General features: G+C 67.7%; 17 protein-coding genes. 8 read left to right on the forward strand and 9 right to left on the reverse strand.

Going from position 1 to position 18,150, the window contains the following annotated elements; genetic code table 11:
* Entirely contained in the window at positions 1 to 1,029 is a 1,029-nt protein-coding gene (locus AC1RRR_RS23750; protein WP_492816762.1) for a phospholipase C/P1 nuclease family protein, read from the reverse strand.
* Between the two features lie 18 nt (positions 1,030 to 1,047).
* The gene (locus tag AC1RRR_RS23755) at positions 1,048 to 1,635 is read right to left on the reverse strand and encodes a glutathione S-transferase family protein (protein WP_492816764.1); all 588 of its coding nucleotides are present in this window, start codon (positions 1,633 to 1,635) and stop codon (positions 1,048 to 1,050) included.
* A gap of 199 nt (positions 1,636 to 1,834) precedes the next feature.
* Between AC1RRR_RS23755 and AC1RRR_RS23760 the strand changes: the two genes are divergently transcribed.
* From AC1RRR_RS23760 to AC1RRR_RS23770, 3 genes are all read left to right on the forward strand, one after another.
* Positions 1,835 to 2,347 (forward strand): 3D domain-containing protein, encoded by a 513-nt coding sequence (locus AC1RRR_RS23760; RefSeq protein ID WP_492816766.1) that lies wholly within the window; start codon positions 1,835 to 1,837, stop codon positions 2,345 to 2,347.
* Positions 2,348 to 2,494: 147 nt separating this feature from the next.
* Positions 2,495 to 4,639, forward strand: coding sequence for an acylase (locus tag AC1RRR_RS23765; RefSeq protein WP_492817143.1), 2,145 nt, complete (start codon positions 2,495 to 2,497; stop codon positions 4,637 to 4,639).
* A gap of 2 nt (positions 4,640 to 4,641) precedes the next feature.
* Complete coding sequence (locus AC1RRR_RS23770) at positions 4,642 to 5,277, forward strand: glutathione S-transferase family protein (protein ID WP_492816768.1); 636 nt, start codon at positions 4,642 to 4,644, stop codon at positions 5,275 to 5,277.
* A 53-nt stretch (positions 5,278 to 5,330) separates the two neighbouring features.
* Here the strand turns inward: AC1RRR_RS23770 and AC1RRR_RS23775 are convergent, their stop codons facing one another.
* Positions 5,331 to 5,966 (reverse strand): porin family protein, encoded by a 636-nt coding sequence (locus AC1RRR_RS23775; protein ID WP_492816770.1) that lies wholly within the window; start codon positions 5,964 to 5,966, stop codon positions 5,331 to 5,333.
* A gap of 249 nt (positions 5,967 to 6,215) precedes the next feature.
* On the opposite strand from AC1RRR_RS23775, the gene AC1RRR_RS23780 reads away from it, so the two are divergent.
* Positions 6,216 to 6,911 carry a response regulator gene (locus AC1RRR_RS23780; RefSeq protein WP_492816772.1) on the forward strand — a complete coding sequence of 232 codons (696 nt, stop codon included), beginning with the start codon at positions 6,216 to 6,218 and terminating at the stop codon, positions 6,909 to 6,911.
* The gene (locus AC1RRR_RS23785; RefSeq protein WP_492816774.1) at positions 6,908 to 8,095 is read left to right on the forward strand and encodes an ATP-binding protein; all 1,188 of its coding nucleotides are present in this window, start codon (positions 6,908 to 6,910) and stop codon (positions 8,093 to 8,095) included. The genes AC1RRR_RS23780 and AC1RRR_RS23785 overlap by 4 nt, the downstream gene beginning before the upstream one ends.
* On the opposite strand, the gene AC1RRR_RS23790 is transcribed toward AC1RRR_RS23785, so the two are convergent.
* Genes AC1RRR_RS23790 through cobA form a run of 5 tightly spaced genes read right to left on the reverse strand, consistent with a single transcriptional unit; the run spans position 8,092 to position 12,183 of the window.
* Positions 8,092 to 8,826, reverse strand: coding sequence for a phosphoadenylyl-sulfate reductase (locus AC1RRR_RS23790; protein ID WP_492816776.1), 735 nt, complete (start codon positions 8,824 to 8,826; stop codon positions 8,092 to 8,094). The genes AC1RRR_RS23785 and AC1RRR_RS23790 overlap by 4 nt on opposite strands.
* Positions 8,826 to 9,332, reverse strand: coding sequence for a DUF934 domain-containing protein (locus tag AC1RRR_RS23795; protein WP_492816778.1), 507 nt, complete (start codon positions 9,330 to 9,332; stop codon positions 8,826 to 8,828). The genes AC1RRR_RS23790 and AC1RRR_RS23795 overlap by 1 nt, the downstream gene beginning before the upstream one ends.
* Positions 9,316 to 10,974, reverse strand: a complete 1,659-nt coding sequence (locus tag AC1RRR_RS23800; protein ID WP_492816780.1) for a nitrite/sulfite reductase — start codon at positions 10,972 to 10,974, stop codon at positions 9,316 to 9,318. The genes AC1RRR_RS23795 and AC1RRR_RS23800 overlap by 17 nt, the downstream gene beginning before the upstream one ends.
* Positions 10,975 to 10,978: 4 nt before the next feature.
* On the reverse strand, positions 10,979 to 11,344 hold the full coding sequence (locus AC1RRR_RS23805) for a DUF2849 domain-containing protein (RefSeq protein WP_492816782.1): 366 nt from the start codon (positions 11,342 to 11,344) through the stop codon (positions 10,979 to 10,981).
* Entirely contained in the window at positions 11,341 to 12,183 is an 843-nt protein-coding gene (gene cobA / locus AC1RRR_RS23810) for a uroporphyrinogen-III C-methyltransferase (RefSeq protein ID WP_492816784.1), read from the reverse strand. Before cobA ends, AC1RRR_RS23805 begins: the two co-directional genes overlap by 4 nt.
* 189 nt (positions 12,184 to 12,372) lie before the next feature.
* Between cobA and gcvA the strand changes: the two genes are divergently transcribed.
* On the forward strand, positions 12,373 to 13,329 hold the full coding sequence (gene gcvA, locus AC1RRR_RS23815; RefSeq protein WP_454714894.1) for a transcriptional regulator GcvA: 957 nt from the start codon (positions 12,373 to 12,375) through the stop codon (positions 13,327 to 13,329).
* Between the two features lie 48 nt (positions 13,330 to 13,377).
* Positions 13,378 to 13,707 (forward strand): chorismate mutase, encoded by a 330-nt coding sequence (locus AC1RRR_RS23820; protein ID WP_492816786.1) that lies wholly within the window; start codon positions 13,378 to 13,380, stop codon positions 13,705 to 13,707.
* A gap of 33 nt (positions 13,708 to 13,740) precedes the next feature.
* On the opposite strand, the gene AC1RRR_RS23825 is transcribed toward AC1RRR_RS23820, so the two are convergent.
* Positions 13,741 to 14,568 carry a TIGR00266 family protein gene (locus tag AC1RRR_RS23825; protein ID WP_492816788.1) on the reverse strand — a complete coding sequence of 276 codons (828 nt, stop codon included), beginning with the start codon at positions 14,566 to 14,568 and terminating at the stop codon, positions 13,741 to 13,743.
* A gap of 390 nt (positions 14,569 to 14,958) precedes the next feature.
* On the opposite strand from AC1RRR_RS23825, the gene AC1RRR_RS23830 reads away from it, so the two are divergent.
* Positions 14,959 to 18,129: a TonB-dependent receptor gene (locus AC1RRR_RS23830; RefSeq protein ID WP_492816790.1), complete on the forward strand. Its 3,171-nt coding sequence runs from the start codon at positions 14,959 to 14,961 to the stop codon at positions 18,127 to 18,129.
* Positions 18,130 to 18,150: the final 21 nt, after the last annotated feature.

The raw sequence follows: 18,150 nt of genomic DNA on the forward strand, positions 1-18,150 counted from the left end.
TCAGTCCTTGCCGTAGAGGTCGAACCACGGATCGGCCTTGCCGGCCGCGACGTCGGCGACGCTGATCTCGGGGCGGTAGCCGATCTTGCCGTTGGCGCTTTCACGCCAGGCGTCGGTCACCAGGTCGCGCAGGGCCGTGGCGCCGGCCGCGATGCGGGTGCGGACAAAGCTCTTGGCGCGGTCGTCGGTGGCGACCATGCCGCCGGCCTTTTCCAGCTGGTACAGCGGCTCGGTCTGCTTCCAGGTGTCGGTCAGATAGCCGACGACGCGGGTCTCGATCGAGCAGTCGCAGGCCTTGTAAGCCGGCACCAGCGCCTTGACCGACGCTTCGTCGCCCACGGCCGCGGCCAGCGGGCCTTCGAACGAACCGTGCGTCTGGCGCGAGTTGGTGTAGCCGTTCGGGTTCGGATAATCGCCCCAGCCGTTGTAGTGCACCGACAGGTGCAGCGGCTGGCTGGCGTCGCCGACATAGTGGGCCCAGACGCCCAGGTCGCGCAGCAGCAGTTGCTCGCGACGCTTCAGGTCGGCCTTGTAATAGAGCAGCCGGGTCTTGTTCTTCTCGATCTTCACGGCGGCCGTCAGGATGCGCCAGTAGGTGAAGTCCTTCACCAGCTGTTGGTAGCCGTCGATGATCGAATACGGCAGGTAGCCGGCCTTCCAGCTATCCTGTCCGGCGGCGCGCAGCGCAGTCTCGTAGTCGGCGCGCGTGGGCGGCAGGGTCGCCACCGTGAACATCGGCCCCCCGTACATCCGGCCCTGATCGTCGAGGTCCAGGAAGTGGGCGCTGTCGCGGTCGGTGTCATGGATCTTGCCCGAGCCCTTCCAGCGGTCCGGCTCGCGGGCGTATTCGCCGATCGCGGCAATGCCTTCCGGCGTGCGCAGGAAGGCCGGCACGTCCGCCGGCAGGCTCTTGGCGCCGACGACGCCCACCACGCGGTGGCCCGAGGCGCCCCAGGCGAAGGCCGAAGCGGCCGGCGCCGATAGGGCGGCGGCAAGGACGAGGACTTTCAGGCTGGTCGACAGACGCAAGGGGGAGGCTCCCAGAGATCAGATAATGCCGAGCGCGGTCTCCATCCGCCCCACCCAGGCCTGCACGGCCGGATACTGCGAAAGGTCGAACCCGCCCTCGTGCGCCACGCGGGTGTAAGCCACCAGGGCGATGTCCGCCAGGGTGAGACGCTCGCCGACCAGAAAGGGCGTTTGTTTCAGCTGTGTTTCCAGGCGCGCCAGGGCCGCGTCGCCGCGCTCGATCAGCCGGGGTTCCAGGCTGTCGCGGCTCTTGCCCAGATAGGCCATCTGGAAGCGGGCCACCGCCACATAGGGCTCGTGGCTGTACTGCTCCCAGAACAGCCACTCGAACATCTTGGCGCGGTCATAGGCGTCGGCCGGGATCAGCACCGAGCCCTCGGCCAGGTGCAGCATGATGGCGTTGGACTGCGACAGCGGCCGACCGTCCTCCAGGATCACCATCGGGACCTGGCCGGCGGGGTTCAGGGCCAGGAACTCCGGCGTGCGGCTCTGGGCCTTCAGGATGTCGGTCTCGATCCAGTCGAACGGCAGATGCAGCCGCTCGGCCGTCCACTTCACCTTTAGGCAATTGCCGGAAATCGAGTCGCCGTAGATGCGCAGAGTCATGCGGGTTCCTCCAGTGAAGCTCTTCAAACCGAAAAAAGTGAGTCTTTACAGCGCAGTTTCAAGCCTCTGAATCCTTGCCGCTTTTTCGCGCACTGAGCGAGCTTGGCCGCGGGTGCGACGCCTGCCGGGGTTGTCACGCCTCCGTGATCGGGCTACCCAGACGCCGCCCGACAGACACGCCGATAAGAGGACCCCCTCGATGCGACGCAAGCTCGCCGGAATTTTGGCCACCGCGGTCATCTCCGCACTCGCCATTCCCGCTCTCGCCCATGCCGCCGATGAAGCGCCCGCCACGGCCGCGCGTCCGGACCCGCTGGGCGACCTGATCAGCACGGCCCTGGGCGGCGGCCTGCCGGGCTCGGTCGAGTTCAAGATGCGGGCGACGATGTATCACGCGGGCGCCAAGGGCATCCGCGCGCTCGACTCGCTGGGCTGCAAGGTCGCGGCCATGCGCACCGTCGCGGTCGATCCCAAGGTGATCCCGCGCCGCACCGTGATCTTCATCAAGGAAACCGTCGGCCTGCCGATGCCCGACGGCGGCACCCACGACGGCTACTGGTACGCCTCCGACATCGGCGGCGCGATCAAGGGCCTGAAGCTGGACCTCTTCAGCGGCGTCGGCGCGGCTTCGATGAAGGCGCTGGGCGGCCTGGACCTGTCCAGCCTGTCGGTCAGCACGGTCGGCCAGTTCAAGGGCTGCCCGCCGCAGTAAAAGCCCCTTATCCGCCCATCCCCGCGAAAGCGGGGACCCAAGCTGACGTTGGGCTTGTGGCGCGGACTGGAAATCCCCTTCAAACTCGGCTTGGATCCCCGCTTTCGCGGGGATGTTCGGTTTGGGGGGCGTATGCGCAAATTATCGATGGCCTTGGTGTCGGCCGCTGTCCTGGCTACCGCCGCCCCCGCCCATGCCAACGACCTCCCCCGCCTGAAGGCCCGCGCGACCGCCGTCTCGATCACCCGCGACGACTGGGGCATCGCCCACATCCACGGCAAGACCGACGCCGACGCGGTGTTCGGCATGGCCTACGCCCAGGCCGAGGACGACTTCAACCGGGTCGAGACCAACTTCATGACCTCGCTGGGCCGCACGGCCGAGGCGGAGGGCGAGAAGGCGATCTGGGCCGACCTGCGCCAGAAGCTGTTCATCGATCCGGCGGTGCTGAAGGCCGACTACGCCAAGAGCCCGGCCTGGCTGAAGGCGCTGATGAACGGCTGGGCCGACGGGCTGAACTTCTACCTGGCCACCCATCCGAACGTGAAGCCGCGCGTCATCACCCGGTTCGAGCCCTGGATGGCGCTCAGCTTCTCGGAAGGCAGCATCGGCGGCGACATCGAGCGCGTGGCCCTGACCCAGCTGGAGGCCTTCTACGGCCAGCAGAAGTTGGCCATGACCGCCGACGAGAAGGGTCTGCTGTTCAAGGAGCCCAAGGGCTCGAACGGCATGGCCATCGCGCCCAAGCTGACGCTGGAGGGCCACGCCCTGCTGCTGATCAACCCGCACACCAGCTTCTTCTTCCGGTCCGAGATGCAGGTCAGCAGCGACCAGGGCCTGAACGCTTATGGCGCCACGACCTGGGGCCAGTTCTTCATCTACCAGGGCTTCAATGCTCACGCGGGATGGATGCACACCTCCAGCGGTGTCGATGTGGTCGACGAGTTCGCCGAGACGATCGTCGAGAAGGACGGCCAGCGGTTCTACAACTACGGCAAGGAATTGCGCCCGCTGAAGAGCGAGGTCATCGCCGTCCCCTACCGCGCCGCCAACGGATCGATGGCGGAAAAGCGCTTCACCGTCTTCAAGACCCACCACGGCCCGATCGTCCGCGAAGAGGGCGGCAAGTGGATCAGCATCGCCCTGATGAACAAGCCGGTCGCGGCCCTGGAGCAGTCGTTCCTGCGCACCAAGGCCACGGATCTCGCCAGCTTCATGAAGGTGGCCGAGCTGAAGGCCAACTCCTCGAACAACACCCTGTTCGCCGACAGCAAGGGCGAGATCGCCTATCTGCACCCGCAGTTCATTCCGGTGCGCGACGACCGCTTCGACTACACCAAGCCGGTCGACGGTTCAGACCCGGCCACGGACTGGAAGGGCCTGCACGCCCTGAAGGACGCCCCGCACGTGGTGAACCCACCCAACGGCTGGACCTTCAACACCAATAACTGGCCCTATACGGCCGCCGGCCCCTACAGCCCGAAGAAGGCTGACTATCCGAAATACATGGACACCTTCGGCGAGAACCCGCGCGGCCTCCATGCCGAGCTGGTGCTGAAGGACGCCAAGAACCTCACCCTGGGCGGCCTGATCGACAAGGCCTACGACCCGTACCTGACCGCCTTCGCCCGCCTGATCCCGACGCTGGTCGCGGCCGATGACGTCGCGCCCGATCCCAAGCTGGCCGAGCAGGTCGCGGCCCTGAAGGCCTGGGATTGCAAGTGGTCGGCCCGCTCGACGCAGACCTCGCTGGCCGTGTTCTGGGGCGAAGCGATGTGGGCCAAGGCCGCGCCGGCCGCCAAGGCCCAGGGGCTCAACACGTACGACTACATGGCCGACAAGCTGACGCCGGCCGACAAGCTGGCCGCCCTGGCCGAAGCCTCGGATCGCCTGACCGCCGACTTCGGGTCGTGGAAGACGCCGTGGGGCGAGATCAACCGCTTCCAGCGTAACGATGCGGCGATCGTGCAGACGTTCGATGACAGCAAACCGAGCATCCCGGTGGCCTTTACCTCGGCCCAGTGGGGCTCACTGGCCTCGTTCGGGGCCAAGCGCTGGCCGGGGACGAAGAAGTACTACGGCACCCTGGGCAACAGCTTCGTGGCCGTCGTGCAGTTCGGCGACAAGGTCCGGGCCCGCGCCGTCTCGGCCGGCGGCGAAAGCGGCGATCCCGCCTCCCCGCACTTCAACGACCAGGCTCTGCGCTACAGCCTGGGCAATCTGCGCGACGTGTATTTCTACCCCGAGGACCTGAAGCCGCACGCCGTGAAGACGTATCGTCCCGGGCAATAGGCATGGATCTGATCAGCCTGCCCGTCTCGCCCTTCGCGGCGCGGGTCCGCATCGCGATCTATGCCAAGGGATTGCCGATCGACCTGATCCCGCCGCCTGCCAACTGGCGCGACAGTTCCCACTTTCGCGATCTGAGCCCGACCGGTCGCATCCCGGTGCTGCTGGACGAACGCGGCCCCATCTGGGAGTCCGCGGTCGTGCTGGAATATCTGGAGGAGCGGTTTCCGGACGCGCCGTCCCTGATGCCCATCGACGCCTTCGACCGGGCGATGGCCCGGCTGATCGTGCGTCACGTCGATCTGTATCTGATGCCGCCGATGGTTCTCCTGGCCCAGCCGCGCACCGACGCGGCCAGCGCCCGTCGCGCGGTCGAGGAGCTGCTCAACGGCGTCACGATGTTGGACGATCTGGTGAAGGGACCGCGATATGCCCTGGGCGACCGGCTCACGATCGCCGACTGCGCCCTGGCGCCCGCCCTCTTCGCCGCCCGCGTGACGGCCGAGCGCCTCGAGATGGACCTGATCGAGCCGGGGTCGATCGTCGACGCCTATGCCCGACTTTCACGCGAAGACCTGTCCGTGGGACGCGTGATCGACGAGATGGAGCAAGGCCTGCGCCATCTGGTTCAGGTCAGCTAGAAGAGGCGTCATCCCGCGAGGGGGCTGAAGGGCGGGATGACGCCACGCGCCCTCTAGAACCGGATCACGGCTCCGAGGCTCAGGCGCGTCTCGCTGCCGTCCAGCTTGACCTTGTCGCCGGTCGAGAAGTTGGCGGTCTTGTCGTCGTACTTCACCCGCAGCAGCTCGCCGCGCATGGCCAGGTTGGCGGTCAGCTGCTGCTCGTAGCCGATGCCGTAGACCAGGCCCTTCTCGGTGAGCTTCTTCTTGGAGCCCAGGATCGAGGCCTCGACCTTGCGGCGCTCGAGCCCGACCTTGGCGTACAGCAGGGCGTCGTCGGCCACGACGAAGCCGGCGCGTGCGGCGACGCCGTAGCGCAGACCCGGATCGATGGTGACCTTGTTACCCGCCAGGCTGCGCGAGGCCTTGCCGCCGCCCGCGCCCAGGCTGGCCTCGCCGCCCAGATACAGGCCCTCGCCGACCACCGCGCCATAGCCCAGGAAGCCGCCGTATTCGAAGCCGGTCTTGTTGGCCTTGCCCGAGGCGGGCGTCCCGGTCTTGGGCGTGAAGTCCAGCCGGGTCTTGGGCTTGCCGTAGCCGACCTCGGCGCCGCCGTAGAAGCCGGTCAGGGTGTTCACCGGTTGCTCCTGGGCCAGGGCAGGCGCGGCGACGCCCAGCAGGGCCGCGGCGATGATCGTGGTTTTCAGCATGGGAGAGACTCCACCTTCGTTAATGTCGCCGGTCGGGAGGCCGGCTTGAGGTGCAGCCTTGGTGGCGGCGGGCCATGGAGGGTCCGCGCACGAAGTGTGGAGGCCGTGTGGGCGCGACCTTAAGAGTAATTCATTTGCCAGAATGGTGGTCCGCGGGCCTTGGCTAGGCTGGCGGGATGTCCGCGAGGCCTCCACGGAACCTCGACAGTCGCGCGCCAGGATCGCCCGCTCACACCGCAGGACGGAAGAATGGAAAACGCGCTGATCTGCGTGGTCGAGGACGACCCCGACATCGCCCGCATCCTGCAGACCTATCTGGAGCGCGAACGCCTGCGGGTGATCTGCGCCGCCGACGGCGAGACCGCCCTGCAGCAGCATCGCAGCCTGAACCCCGACCTGCTGCTGCTGGACGTCAACGTGCCCAAGAAGGACGGCTACGCCGTGCTGGCCGAGGTGCGGCGGCGCGGCGATACGCCGGTGATCTTCGCCACCGCCATGGCCGAGGACATCGACCGCCTGACCGGCCTGCGGATGGGCGCCGACGACTATGTGGTCAAGCCGTTCAACCCTGCCGAGGTCGTGGCCCGCGTGAAGGCGGTGCTGCGCCGGACCAGCGGAGGCGGCCGGGCCGAGCTGCTGCGCCACGGGCCGATCGAGGCGGACCTCTCCGCGCACATCGCCCGCGTGGTCGATCCTGGCGCCGGCGCGACGGCGCTGAACCTGACGCTCAGCGAATTTCGCATCCTGGTGCAGTTCCTCAACGCCCCGATGCGCGTGCTGACCCGCAGCGAAATCCTCGACGCCTGCCTGCCCGACAGCGACGCCCTGGAGCGCACGGTCGACAGCCACGTCAGCAACCTGCGCCGCAAGCTGGAGGCGGCCGGCGCGGTCGGTTTTGTCGTCGTCGTGCGCGGTGTCGGCTATCGCCTGGCGGCCGGCGCGTGAAGGCCGCCCCCACCCTGGCCGGCCGCCTGGGCACGGCCATTGCCTGGATGCTGGCCTGCGCCGTCGTGTTCATCGCCACCGCCTCGGCCGGCCTCGACAAGTTGATCGAGCTTGAGATCAAGAGCCGCCAGACGCCGCGCCTGCTGCACGCCATCGAGGTGCTGGACAAGAACCAGGTCCCGTCGAACGCGGACATGCTGCTGCTGATCCAGACCATGGCGGTCGAGCAACCCCGCGCCATGATCCTCAGCTATGCCGGCGTCGCCCTGCTCTCGCTGGCGGTCATCGCCGTCTATGTCTGGATCGCCCGGCGCATCGCCAACCGCTTCGCCGCGCCGGTCCTGGCCGTGGCCGAGGGCGCCAAGAAGATCGGCGCCGGCGACTTCAGCCACCGCATCGCCTCGCCGCCCAAACTGACCCGCGAGCTGCAAGGCCTGGTCGACGGCTTCAACGCCCAGGCCGAGGCGCTGGAGGGCTCGGAGCGGCGCATGCGCTTTCAGACCGCCGCTGTCGCCCACGAGCTGCGCACGCCGCTGACCGTGCTGAACGGCTACATCCAGGGCGCGCTGGACGGCGTCTTCCCGCGCGATGACGCCCACATGCGGATCCTGCTGACCCAGGTCAGCGACCTCTCCCGGATCATCGACGACCTGCGCACCGTCAGCCTGGCCTCGACCGGCGCCCTGGGCCTGGAGGTCGCCGACTGCGACCTGGCCGAGGAGACGCGGTCGGTGCTGCATGCCCTGACCCCGCAGTTCGCAGCGGCGGAGATGCGGGTCGAGACGACGCTGGCGCCCGCTCTGGTCCGTGCCGATCCCGCGCGCATCCGGCAGATGCTGCGCGCCGTGCTGGAGAATGCCCGCCGCTACGCCGCCGAGGGTGGCCGCCTGACGGTCAGCACCTTCACGGAGAACGCCGAGTGCGTGCTGCGGATCGACGATCGTGGTCCCGGCTTCCCGGCGGACCATCGCGCGTTCGAGGGCTTCTGGCGCGCGGACCTGTCCCGCACGCGAGCCACCGGCGGTTCGGGCCTGGGGCTGTCGGTGGTCAAGGCCCTGGCCGACGCCCACGACGGCGAGGTGACGATCACCAATCGCCGCAACGGCGGGGCGCGGGTCGAGCTGCGGTTCCTGGCGCGCGAAGAGGCCATACGCCTCGCGCTACCGCGCCTGGTGGCGGTCTAGATGTCGCCGCCGACGTTCGAGGCCACGCCGGGGGCGCGGGCGACGTGGATGCCGCACTCGGTCTTCTCCTGGCCTTGCCAGCGGCCCGAGCGACCGTCTTCCGACGGCTTGGTGCAGGGCCAGCAGCCGATCGAGGCATAGCCCTGCTCCACCAGCGGGTGGGACGGCAGGTTGTGCTCGGCGACATAGGCATCCAGCTCGGCCTTGGACCAGTTGGCCAGCGGGTTGAACTTCAGCTTGCCCTCGGCCTCCTCAACCACGGGCAGGCTCAGGCGGTCGCCGCCGTGGAAGCGCTTGCGGCCGGTGATCCAGGCGTCGAAGCCGCCCAGCGCGCGGTCCAGCGGCAACACCTTGCGGATGTGGCAGCAGCCGTCGACGCTGGTGCGCCACAGGTCCGAATTCGGGTCCTGGGTCGCCAGGTCCGCAAAGGCCGGGCGCAGGTCGCGCACGTCAGTCAGGCCAAACCGGGCGGCCAGGTTCTTGCGGTAGTCCAGGGTCTGGCCAAACAGCATGCCGGTGTCGAGGAACAGCACCGGAATGGTCGGCGACACCTGCGAAACCAGGTGCAGCAGCACGGCTGACTCCGCCCCGAAGGACGAGACCAGGGTCAGCCGGTCGCCGAAGTGGTCATAGGCCGCCCGCAGGACGGTCAGGGGATGGGCGTCACGCAGCTCGGCGCCCAGCCGGGCCGCGAGGCCTGCCGCGGTCCCGCCGATCTGGTCGTACGCCATCAGCCTGCCCTCTCCTCGAACGCCACCTGTCGGTCATCCGCGGCGCGTTGATAGACGTGGCGGAAGCGGCTGGCCGCCTTGGTCCAGGCTTCGGGCGTCGCGCCATCGTTCGGCTCGAAGGCGTCGAAGCCGCAGCGGACCATGAAGCCGGCCTGCTCCTGCAGCACGTCGCCGACGGCGCGGATCTGGCCTTCGTACTTGAAGCGCTCGCGCAGCAGGCGGGCCGAGGTATAGGCGCGGCCGTCGCGGTATTTCGGGAAGGCCAGGGCCACCACCGCGATGCGCGGCAGGTCATAGGCCAGGACCTCGACCTCCTGGTCGGACTCGATGCGCACGCCGACGCGGCGGCTGTTCGACGCCAGCAGGGCGTCGCCCTCGGCCTCGAAGCGGGCCAGCGACAGGATCACGTCGCCGCTCTCGGGGATGGCGTCCTCGTCGGTGACGTTGACGAAGGCGTTCTCGGCCCAGCGGGCCTCGCCGTTAGCCAGCTCAATCAGCTTGGGCATAGACAGCCTCCTTGAAGGGCTCGAGGCCGACGCGGCGATAGGTGTCGAGGAAGCGCTCGCCGTCGGTGCGGACGGTGAGATAGGCGCCGACCAGCTGGTCAACGGCCGTGGCCACCTTGTCCGCCGGCAGCGCCGGGCCCAGGATCTTGCCGATCGAGGCGTCTTCCGCGCCCGAACCGCCCAGCGACAGCTGGTAGAATTCCTCGCCCTTCTTATCGACGCCCAGGACGCCGATGTGGGCCACGTGGTGGTGACCGCAGGCGTTGATGCAGCCGCTGATCTTGATCTTCAGCTCGCCGACGTTCTCGGCGCGATCGGGATCGGCGAACTGGCGGGCGATGTCCTGGGCGATCGGGATCGCGCGGGCATTGGCCAGAGCGCAGTAGTCCAGGCCCGGGCAGGCGATGATGTCGCTGATCAGGTCGATGTTCGCCGTCGCCAGCCCCTTGGCCTGCAGCGCCGCGAACACGGTCGGCAGGTCGTCCAGCTTGATGTGCGGCAGGACGAGGTTCTGGGCGTGGGTCACCCGCACGTCGTTGAAGCCATAGCGCTCGGCCAGGTCGGCGACGACGTTCAGCTGCTCGGTCGTGGCGTCGCCCGGCGTCTGCTCCTGGGCCTTCAGCGAGATCTCGACGATCGCATAGCCCGGCTGCTTGTGGGCGCGGACGTTGTTGCGGACGAAGCGAGCGAAGGCGCTGTCCTTGGCCTTGGCCAATTCGAAAGCTTCCGACGTGGCCGGCAGGGTTTCGAACGGGGTCTGGGCGAACGAGGCGCGGATGCGATCCAGCTCGGCGGCGGGCAGGTCGGCGCGGTCGGCGTCGATCTTCTCCCACTCTTCCTGGACCTGGCGGGCGAACTCCTCGGCGCCCAGGGCGGCGACCAGGATCTTGATGCGGGCCTTGTAGATATTGTCGCGACGGCCGTGGCGGTTGTAGACGCGCAGGATCGCTTCCAGGTAGCTCAGCAGCCGGTCGGTCGGCAGGAACTCCTTGATGGTCGGGCCGACATAGGGCGTGCGCCCCTGCCCGCCGCCGACGATCACCTCGAAGCCCAGCGCGCCGTCGCGGCCCTGGCGCATCAAGAGGCCGATGTCGTGCACCTTGGCCGCCGTGCGGTCCTTGGCCGAGGCCGTGATGGCGATCTTGAACTTGCGCGGCAGGAACGAGAATTCCGGGTGCAGCGTCGACCACTGGCGGATCACTTCCGACCACACGCGCGGATCGTCGACCTCTTCCGACGTCGCGCCGGCATAGGGGTCCGAGGTGGTGTTGCGGATGCAGTTGCCGCTGGTCTGGATGGCGTGCAGGTCCACCTCGGCCAGCTTGTCCAGGATGTCGGGCGCATCCTTCAGCTTGATCCAGTTGAACTGGATGTTCTGGCGCGTGGTGAAGTGGCCGTAGCCCTTGTCGTAGTCACGGGCGATCTCGGCCAGACGGCGCACCTGGGCCGGGTTCAGCGAACCGTACGGCACCGCGACCCGCAGCATGTAGGCGTGCAGCTGCAGATAAAGGCCGTTCATCAGGCGCAGCGGCTTGAACTGGTCCTCGGTCAGCTCGCCGGCCAGGCGGCGGGCGACCTGGCCGCGGAACTCGTTCGAGCGGTCCTGCAGGAACTCTTTGTCGATGATGTCGTACTGGTACATCGCTCTACTTCCTGCGGATCAGGTCGACGCGGCCGGTCGAGCGCGCCGCGCCCGAGGCGTGACGCAGGGCCTCGATGACGTCGCCGCCTTCAGCCTGCTTGCCATGCGTGAGTTCGTTGGTGGGGCCCAGCGCCCGGATGCGCTCGCGGTAGCTGACCGGCGCCCAGTGACCTTCCGAGGGGGTCAGGTCGATCGGATAGACGTCGACGACCACGGTCGGCTGGCCCTTTCCGGTGGCGACGGCGGCTTCGAGCTCGGCTTCGCCGCTCTCGTCGAACAGCTGCGCGTCCCCAAAACGCTCGACCCACTGGCCGGCCTTCCAGAACACGACGTCACCGTCGAGCAGGCGGTTGGCGGTGATAGCTTTCATGAACGCGAGCTCCGCTCGAACAGGGCGGTTTGAGAGATAGGATCGATCACCGGCACGGTGTCGGCCATGGCCATCGACTCGCCGACCATCAGCAGCGCCGGGCCCTTAACGCCCTGCGCCGCGTCGGCCAAGCCCGACAGGGTGGTGAGGATGCGGCGCTCGTCGGCGCGGCTGGCGTTTTCGACGATCAGAGCCGGGGTCGAACCCGCACGCCCAGCAGTCGTCAGACGTTCGGCGATCACAGCGGCGGTCGAGACGCCCATATAGACGACGACGGTCTGGTTCGGACGGGCCAGCGAGGCCCAGTCCAGGTCCGGCTCGCCATGCGCGGCGTGACCGGTGACGAAGGTCACAGCTTGCGCCGCGCCGCGATGGGTCAGGGGCGCGCCGGCGCCGGCGCTGGCGGCCAGGGCGGCGGTGACGCCGGGCACCACGTGGCACTCGACGCCGGCTTCGCGGCAAGCCAGCAGCTCCTCGCCGCCACGACCGAACAGGAACGGGTCGCCGCCCTTCAGGCGCACCACATTCAGGCCGTCCAGGGCCAGGGCCACGATCAGCTGGTTGATGTCGTCCTGCGGCAGGGTGTGGCGCGACTTGCGCTTGGCCACGTTGATGCGACGGGCGCGGCTGGGCGCCAGGTCCAGGATCTCGTCGGAGACCAGGCCGTCATGCACCACCACGTCGGCGGCGCGCAGGGCGTTGAAGGCGCGGAAGGTCAGGAGGTCCGGATCGCCGGGACCAGCGCCCACGAGCCACACCGCGCCGAGCGCACGATTGGCCCGCGTCCCGCCAACGACGACGAGACCGGGCTTGCTGCGACGGGCCGGCTGGCGGGCCATGGGCTTTAAGAACCTCTATCAAGGCGCTTGGAATAAAACGGTAGAACGCAACGCGGGGTCGCCCTTAACAGACGACCCCGCAAGCGCCCACTGACGAAAAGGGCCAATCCGTCAGCGAACGCTTGCAAAGTCGTCGCGAAGGGCTCAATTCGCAAACAAGGACTTCTGCCGGGGCGTTCAGTAAAACTCATGGAAAGACCCAACGAGCGCCGCCGCCTGCCGCCGCTGAACGCGCTGCGCGCCTTCGAGGCCGCCGCTCGCCATCTGAACTTCAGCCGCGCCGCCGACGAGCTGTCGGTCACGCCCGGCGCCGTCAGCCAGCAGATCCAGAATCTGGAAGACTATGTCGGCGCGGCCCTGTTCAAGCGCACGCCCAAGGGCCTGCTGCTGACCGACGCGGCCCAGACCGCCCTGCCCGCCCTGCGCGAGGCGTTCGACCGCCTGGCCGAGGCCGCCTCCCTGCTGACCGCCGCCGTCGACGGCCGCCGCCTGACCCTGACCGCCGCCCCCTCGTTCGCCGCCAAGTGGCTGGTGCCGCGCCTGGGCAAGTTCGAGCAGGCTCATCCGCAGGTCGACGTCTGGCTGTCGGCCGGCATGGAGGTCGTGGACTTCGCCACCGGCGAGGTCGACATGGCCATCCGCTACGGCTCGGGTCGTTATCCGGGCCTGGAAGTCATCCGGCTGATGCACGAAACCGTCGTGCCGGTCGCCAGCCCCGAGTTGCTGGAAGCCAACGCCCTGGAGCGCCCCGAGGACCTGGCCCACCACATCCTGCTGCATGACGGCTCGCCCGACGCCGACGACAGCTGCCCCGACTGGGCGATGTGGCTGGCGGCGCGCGGCATCAAGGGCGTCGACGGGGCGCGCGGTCCGCGCTTCAACCAGTCCAGCCTGGTCATCGAAGCCGCCGCCAACGGCCGCGGCATCGCCCTGGCCAAGCGCACCCTGGCCCAGGCCGACCTCGATTCCGGGCGCCTGGTGATCCCGTTCGAAGCCTCCACGGCGGTCGACTTCGCCTATTACGTCGTCCACCCCAAGGCCAAGGGCCGCCTGCCGCAGGTGAAGGCCTTCGTGACCTGGCTGCGCAGCGAGGCCGAGGCGCATGAGGCTGCGCTGCTGACCATGGACAATGGATCGGGGATTTAAGCCCTTACGGTACTGGTTTCCGGCGTCGGAACCGGCTTAAAGGAGCCCATGAAAATCACGACTCTCACAGTCGACGAGCACCTCGCTCCCGCCGACTGCCAGACCATGGCCGATGTGCGCCAGGGCGTGGACGCCCTGGACCGGGCCCTGGTTCAGCTCCTGACCGAGCGTCAGGGCTTCATGGACGCCGCGGCCCGCATCAAGGCCGACCGCTCCAAGGTGTTCGACCGCGCGCGGATCGAGGACGTGGTCGAGAAGGTGAAAGCCGCCGCCCGCGAGTCCGGCCTGTCGGAAGCCATCGCCGAGCCCGTCTGGCGCACGCTGATCGACCGCTGCATCGCCTACGAATACGACAGCTGGGACAAGACCAAGGGCTGAGGAAAGCGCCCCCTCGCGGGGGCGCGCCCGCTCTTAGTTCCCGTCGATCATCCGGCCCAGGCCACCCAGGATCGAGCCTTCGCCCTGGTTACCGCCCTGGCCTTGCGCGGCCTGCATCATGCGGCCGGCCAGGCGCGCGAACGGCAGCGACTGGATCCAGACCTTCCCCGGACCGCGCAGGCGGGCGAAGAACAGACCCTCGCCGCCAAACAGCACGCTCTTGACGCCGCCGGCCATGACCAGGTCGAAGTCGACGCCCGGCGTATAGGCGGCCAGGCAGCCCGTATCGACGTGCAGCTCCTCGCCCGGACCCAGTTCACGCTCGACCAGCGTGCCGCCCATCTGCACGAACACCCAGCCGTCGCCTTCCAGGCGCTGCATGATGAAGCCCTCGCCGCCGAACAGGCCGGTCATCATCCGCTTCTGGAAGTGGATGCCGATCGACACGCCGCGCGCGGCAGCCAGGAAGCTGTCCTTCTGGCAGATCAGCGTCCCGCCCAGCTGGCCCAGGTTCAGCGGCAGAATGGTGCCCGGCGTCGGCGAGGCGAAGGCCACGCGCGCCTTGCCCTGACCGGTGTGGGTGAAGACGGTGGTGAACAGGCTCTCGCCGGTCACCAGGCGCTTGCCCGCGCCCAAGAGCTTGCCCATGAAGCCGCCGCCCTGATCGGCCGAGCCGTCGCCAAAGACGGTGGTCATCTGGACGCTGGCGTCCTTCCACACGAACGCGCCGGCCTCGGCCACGGCGCTCTCGCCGGGATCCAGCTCGATCTCGACGAACTGCAGGTCCTCGCCCTTGATCTCGAAGTCGATATCGTCGGCGACGCTGGCGCTGCGGGTGTGGCTCCAGGGACTGGTCGGCATGGGGGAGAGCTCCTCGTGTCTAGAACACCGTTCTTAGCGATCCCGCGCCCGCGCCGCCAATTACGCTTCCTTTAAATGCGCTTCCCTTAGGGCGGTCATGCCAGCGGACCAATCTGGTCATACCATTGGTCCGACAAATGGCGCCGCTCCGTCCTGCACCCGAAATGCGTACGGACGACCAAACTTTCCCTCGAAATTAGGCGCATCAACTCACTTGACCACTGGGCGCGCTTCCAATGCGCGCGCGGCCTATCCGCACCCTTGGGTTTGGCCTGACCAAGTGGTCGCCCCATTCTCGCAAGTGGCATTACCAATTCTTGACAACGTCACGAACTGGTCGGATAAGTCCTCTCAAGGGCGCCATCTCAGTGCGCCGGGGGAGGCACTCTCATGATCCATGCACGCAATTCTTTTGCTCTTCGCGCGGCCCTGCTGGCCTCGTGCGCGGCCCTGGCCGTCGGCTCGGCCGCCCAGGCGCGCCAAGCCGCGCCGGCTTCGAATGCGCAACAGCCGGAAACGGAAACCGTCGACGCTGTTGTGGTAACCGGTTTCCGCCAGGCCTACGCCAACGCCATCGCGACCAAGCGCGAGACCCTGGAAATCTCGGACGGCATCTCGTCGGACGGCCTGGGCCGCTTCCCTGACCTGAACGTCGGTGAAGCCATCCAGCGCATCCCGGGCGTCCAGATCAACCGCGAAGCCGGCAGCCGTAACGCCACGATCAGCCTGCGCGGCCTGCCGGGCAGCTTTGCCCGCACCACGCTGAACGGCGGCGCGTTCGCCGACCCGATCCTGAACGGCTCGACCCCGCTGGGCGCCTTCAACTCCGACATTTTCACGGCGATCAACGTCATCAAGTCGCCGTCCGCCTCGAACCTGGCCGGCGGCCTGTCGGGCAATGTCGACCTGCGCATCAACCCGGCCCTGGCCCGCAAGGACGGCGGCTTCGCCAAGCTGTCCTACGAGTACAATGACCTGGGCAACCTGGGCAGCCCGCTGGCCTCGCTGGGCTACAACAAGCACCTGACCGACGACTTCGCCGTGTTCGGCGTCGTGGCCTGGAAGGACGAGAAGTTCCGCCGCGACTCGATCACCGTGAACTCGTGGGGCAACCGCATCGGCGGCATCCAGCTGGGCAACCAGGCGGCCGTCGTGAACGCCCAGGGCGCTTACGTCCCGGGCGCCAACCCGGCCTATGACGCCATGCAGGCCGCCCTGCCCGACAGCTACAAGGCGCAGTTCGCGCCCGGCCTGGCCCCGGTCTACTATCCCAGCCAGACCCGCCAGCTGGTGAAGTTCAACCGCGGTTCGACCCTCTCGGCCGCGACCGGCTTCGAATGGCGCATCAACGAAGAGTGGAAGTTCGGCGCCAACGGCTTCATCACCAAGCGCAAGCTGGATGAGGCCACCAACAACCTGCTCTATATCGACGCGGGTCCGGGCAACAACACCTTCACCGGCCTGACCGCCACCTCGGCCGTCGCCAAGATCAGCAACCTGGGCGCGCCCTACATCGTCCAGACGCCGAACGGTCCGCGCGCCTACATCAACAGCTTCAAGGCCGAGAACATCAACACGTTCGACTCGGTCCGCTCCGAGCCGGCCGAGAACCAGACCTGGGCCATCAACCCCACCGTCGAGTTCAAGAACGACGAGTGGAAGGCCAACGCCAACCTGACCGTCTCGCGCGCCAAGGCCTACGCCAACCAGATCGAGTTCGACGTCGTCCAGAACCCCTATCGCAACCTGGGCACGGCCGGCCTGAACGGCATCGTGGCCACGGTGTTCACGGGCGGCGCCAACCTCGGCGACTACACGGCGACCCTGATCACGCCGCACGCCACCCACCTGCCGACCGGCGGCTTCCTGATCCCGGCGACCAACACCGCCCCGACCCAGGCCGGCGCCCAGATGCCGGGCCAGAGCGCCACGACGGCCGCCGACCGCTTCGGCGTCACCGGCACCAACGGCCAGGCCGACAACGTGCTGGACTCGTTCCAGGTCGACTTCGAGCGCTCGCTGGACGGCTTTGTGAACGCGTTCCAGTTCGGCGGTCGCGCCGAGCACAACAAGTTCACCTCGATCGGCTCGCGCAACACCGCCCTGGGCGCCCAGACCCAGAACATCACGCCGGACATGGCCTACCAGCTGTCGTACGCCAACGACTTCTTCGGCGGTAAGGCCGGCGGCGCCACGTCCAACTGGATGAACGTCGACGTCAACCGGATCCTGAAGGCGATCACGCCGGTCAACACCAACCTGCGCACGACGCTGAACCCGAACGGACTGCCCGACCAGTTCCTGCTGGGCTCGCCCGGCGTGTTCCTGACCCCGTACGGCGTGGTGAACAACTACACGGACGGCAACTACTGGAACAACAACTTCAGCAACCAGAACGACGTCTTCTCGGCCTATGTCGCCGCCAAGTTCAAGGGCGACCTGTTCAACATCCCGGTCCGCGGCACGGTCGGCACGCGCTATGAAAAGACCGAGCAGAAGATCGTCGCGCTGAACTGTAAGAACTGCACCACGGCGCTGTCGAACCAGACCGGCGCGATCAACCACTCGCTGTCGACCACCACCACCAAGAACACCTTCGACTACTGGCTGCCGTCGGCGATCATCATGGCCGACCTGCGCGACGATCTGGTGTTCCGCGCCGCCGCCTACCGCACCTATGTGCGTCCGCAACCGCGCGACAACGTGCCCACCACCTTCGTGCAGGTGCCGGTCGACGTGAACCCGCCGGTCGACCCGGTCTACACCGTCACCCTGGGCGCCACGGACATCAAGCCGTACACCTCGGACTCCTACGACATGTCGCTGGAGTGGTATAACCGTCCGGGCGGCCTGATCTCGCTGGCGGCCTACCGCAAGGAAGTGAAGGGCTATATCGGCCCGATCACCGACCAGTCGATCCTGTGCCCGGCCAACGGCAAGATCCCCGGCATCGACGTCGACCTGGGCACCCTGCGCATCGACAACTCGGCCGGCACCCCGCGCTGCGTCAGCTCGAACAAGTTCGTCGGCGCGGCCGGCGCGACGGCTCCGCTGGTCGAGGCCCGCGTCAATGTCACCGGCAAGACCAACCAGTCGCCGATGACCGTCACCGGCCTCGAGTTCAACATCCAACAGAACCTGGATTTCCTGCCGGGCTTCTGGAAGAACTTCGGCGGCGCGTTCAACTACTCGTATACGAAGATCGACGGCAAGGACACGGCGGGCAACAAGATCACCCTGCCCAGCGTCTCCAAGAACAACATCAACGTCATCGGTTACTACGAAGCCAAGTGGGGCGGCCTGCGCCTGGTCTACAACTGGCGTGACAAGTACGACCTGGCCGCCGGCAACTCGTTCGTCGGCGACGCTCGCACCGTCAAGGCCCGCAGCCAGCTGGACGCCTCGGCCTCGTTCAACGTCACCGAAGACCTGACGGTCTCGGTCGACGCGTTCAACCTGACCGACGCCCAGCGCGCCGAGTACGAGAACGACCCGAACCTGCCGCGCTTCATCGACTACGACGGCCGCACCTACCAGGTGACCATCCGCGCGAAGTTCTAGGACCCGCGCACTACAATCTCA

The organism is Caulobacter sp. GW821-FHT12D05 (genome assembly GCF_058807295.1).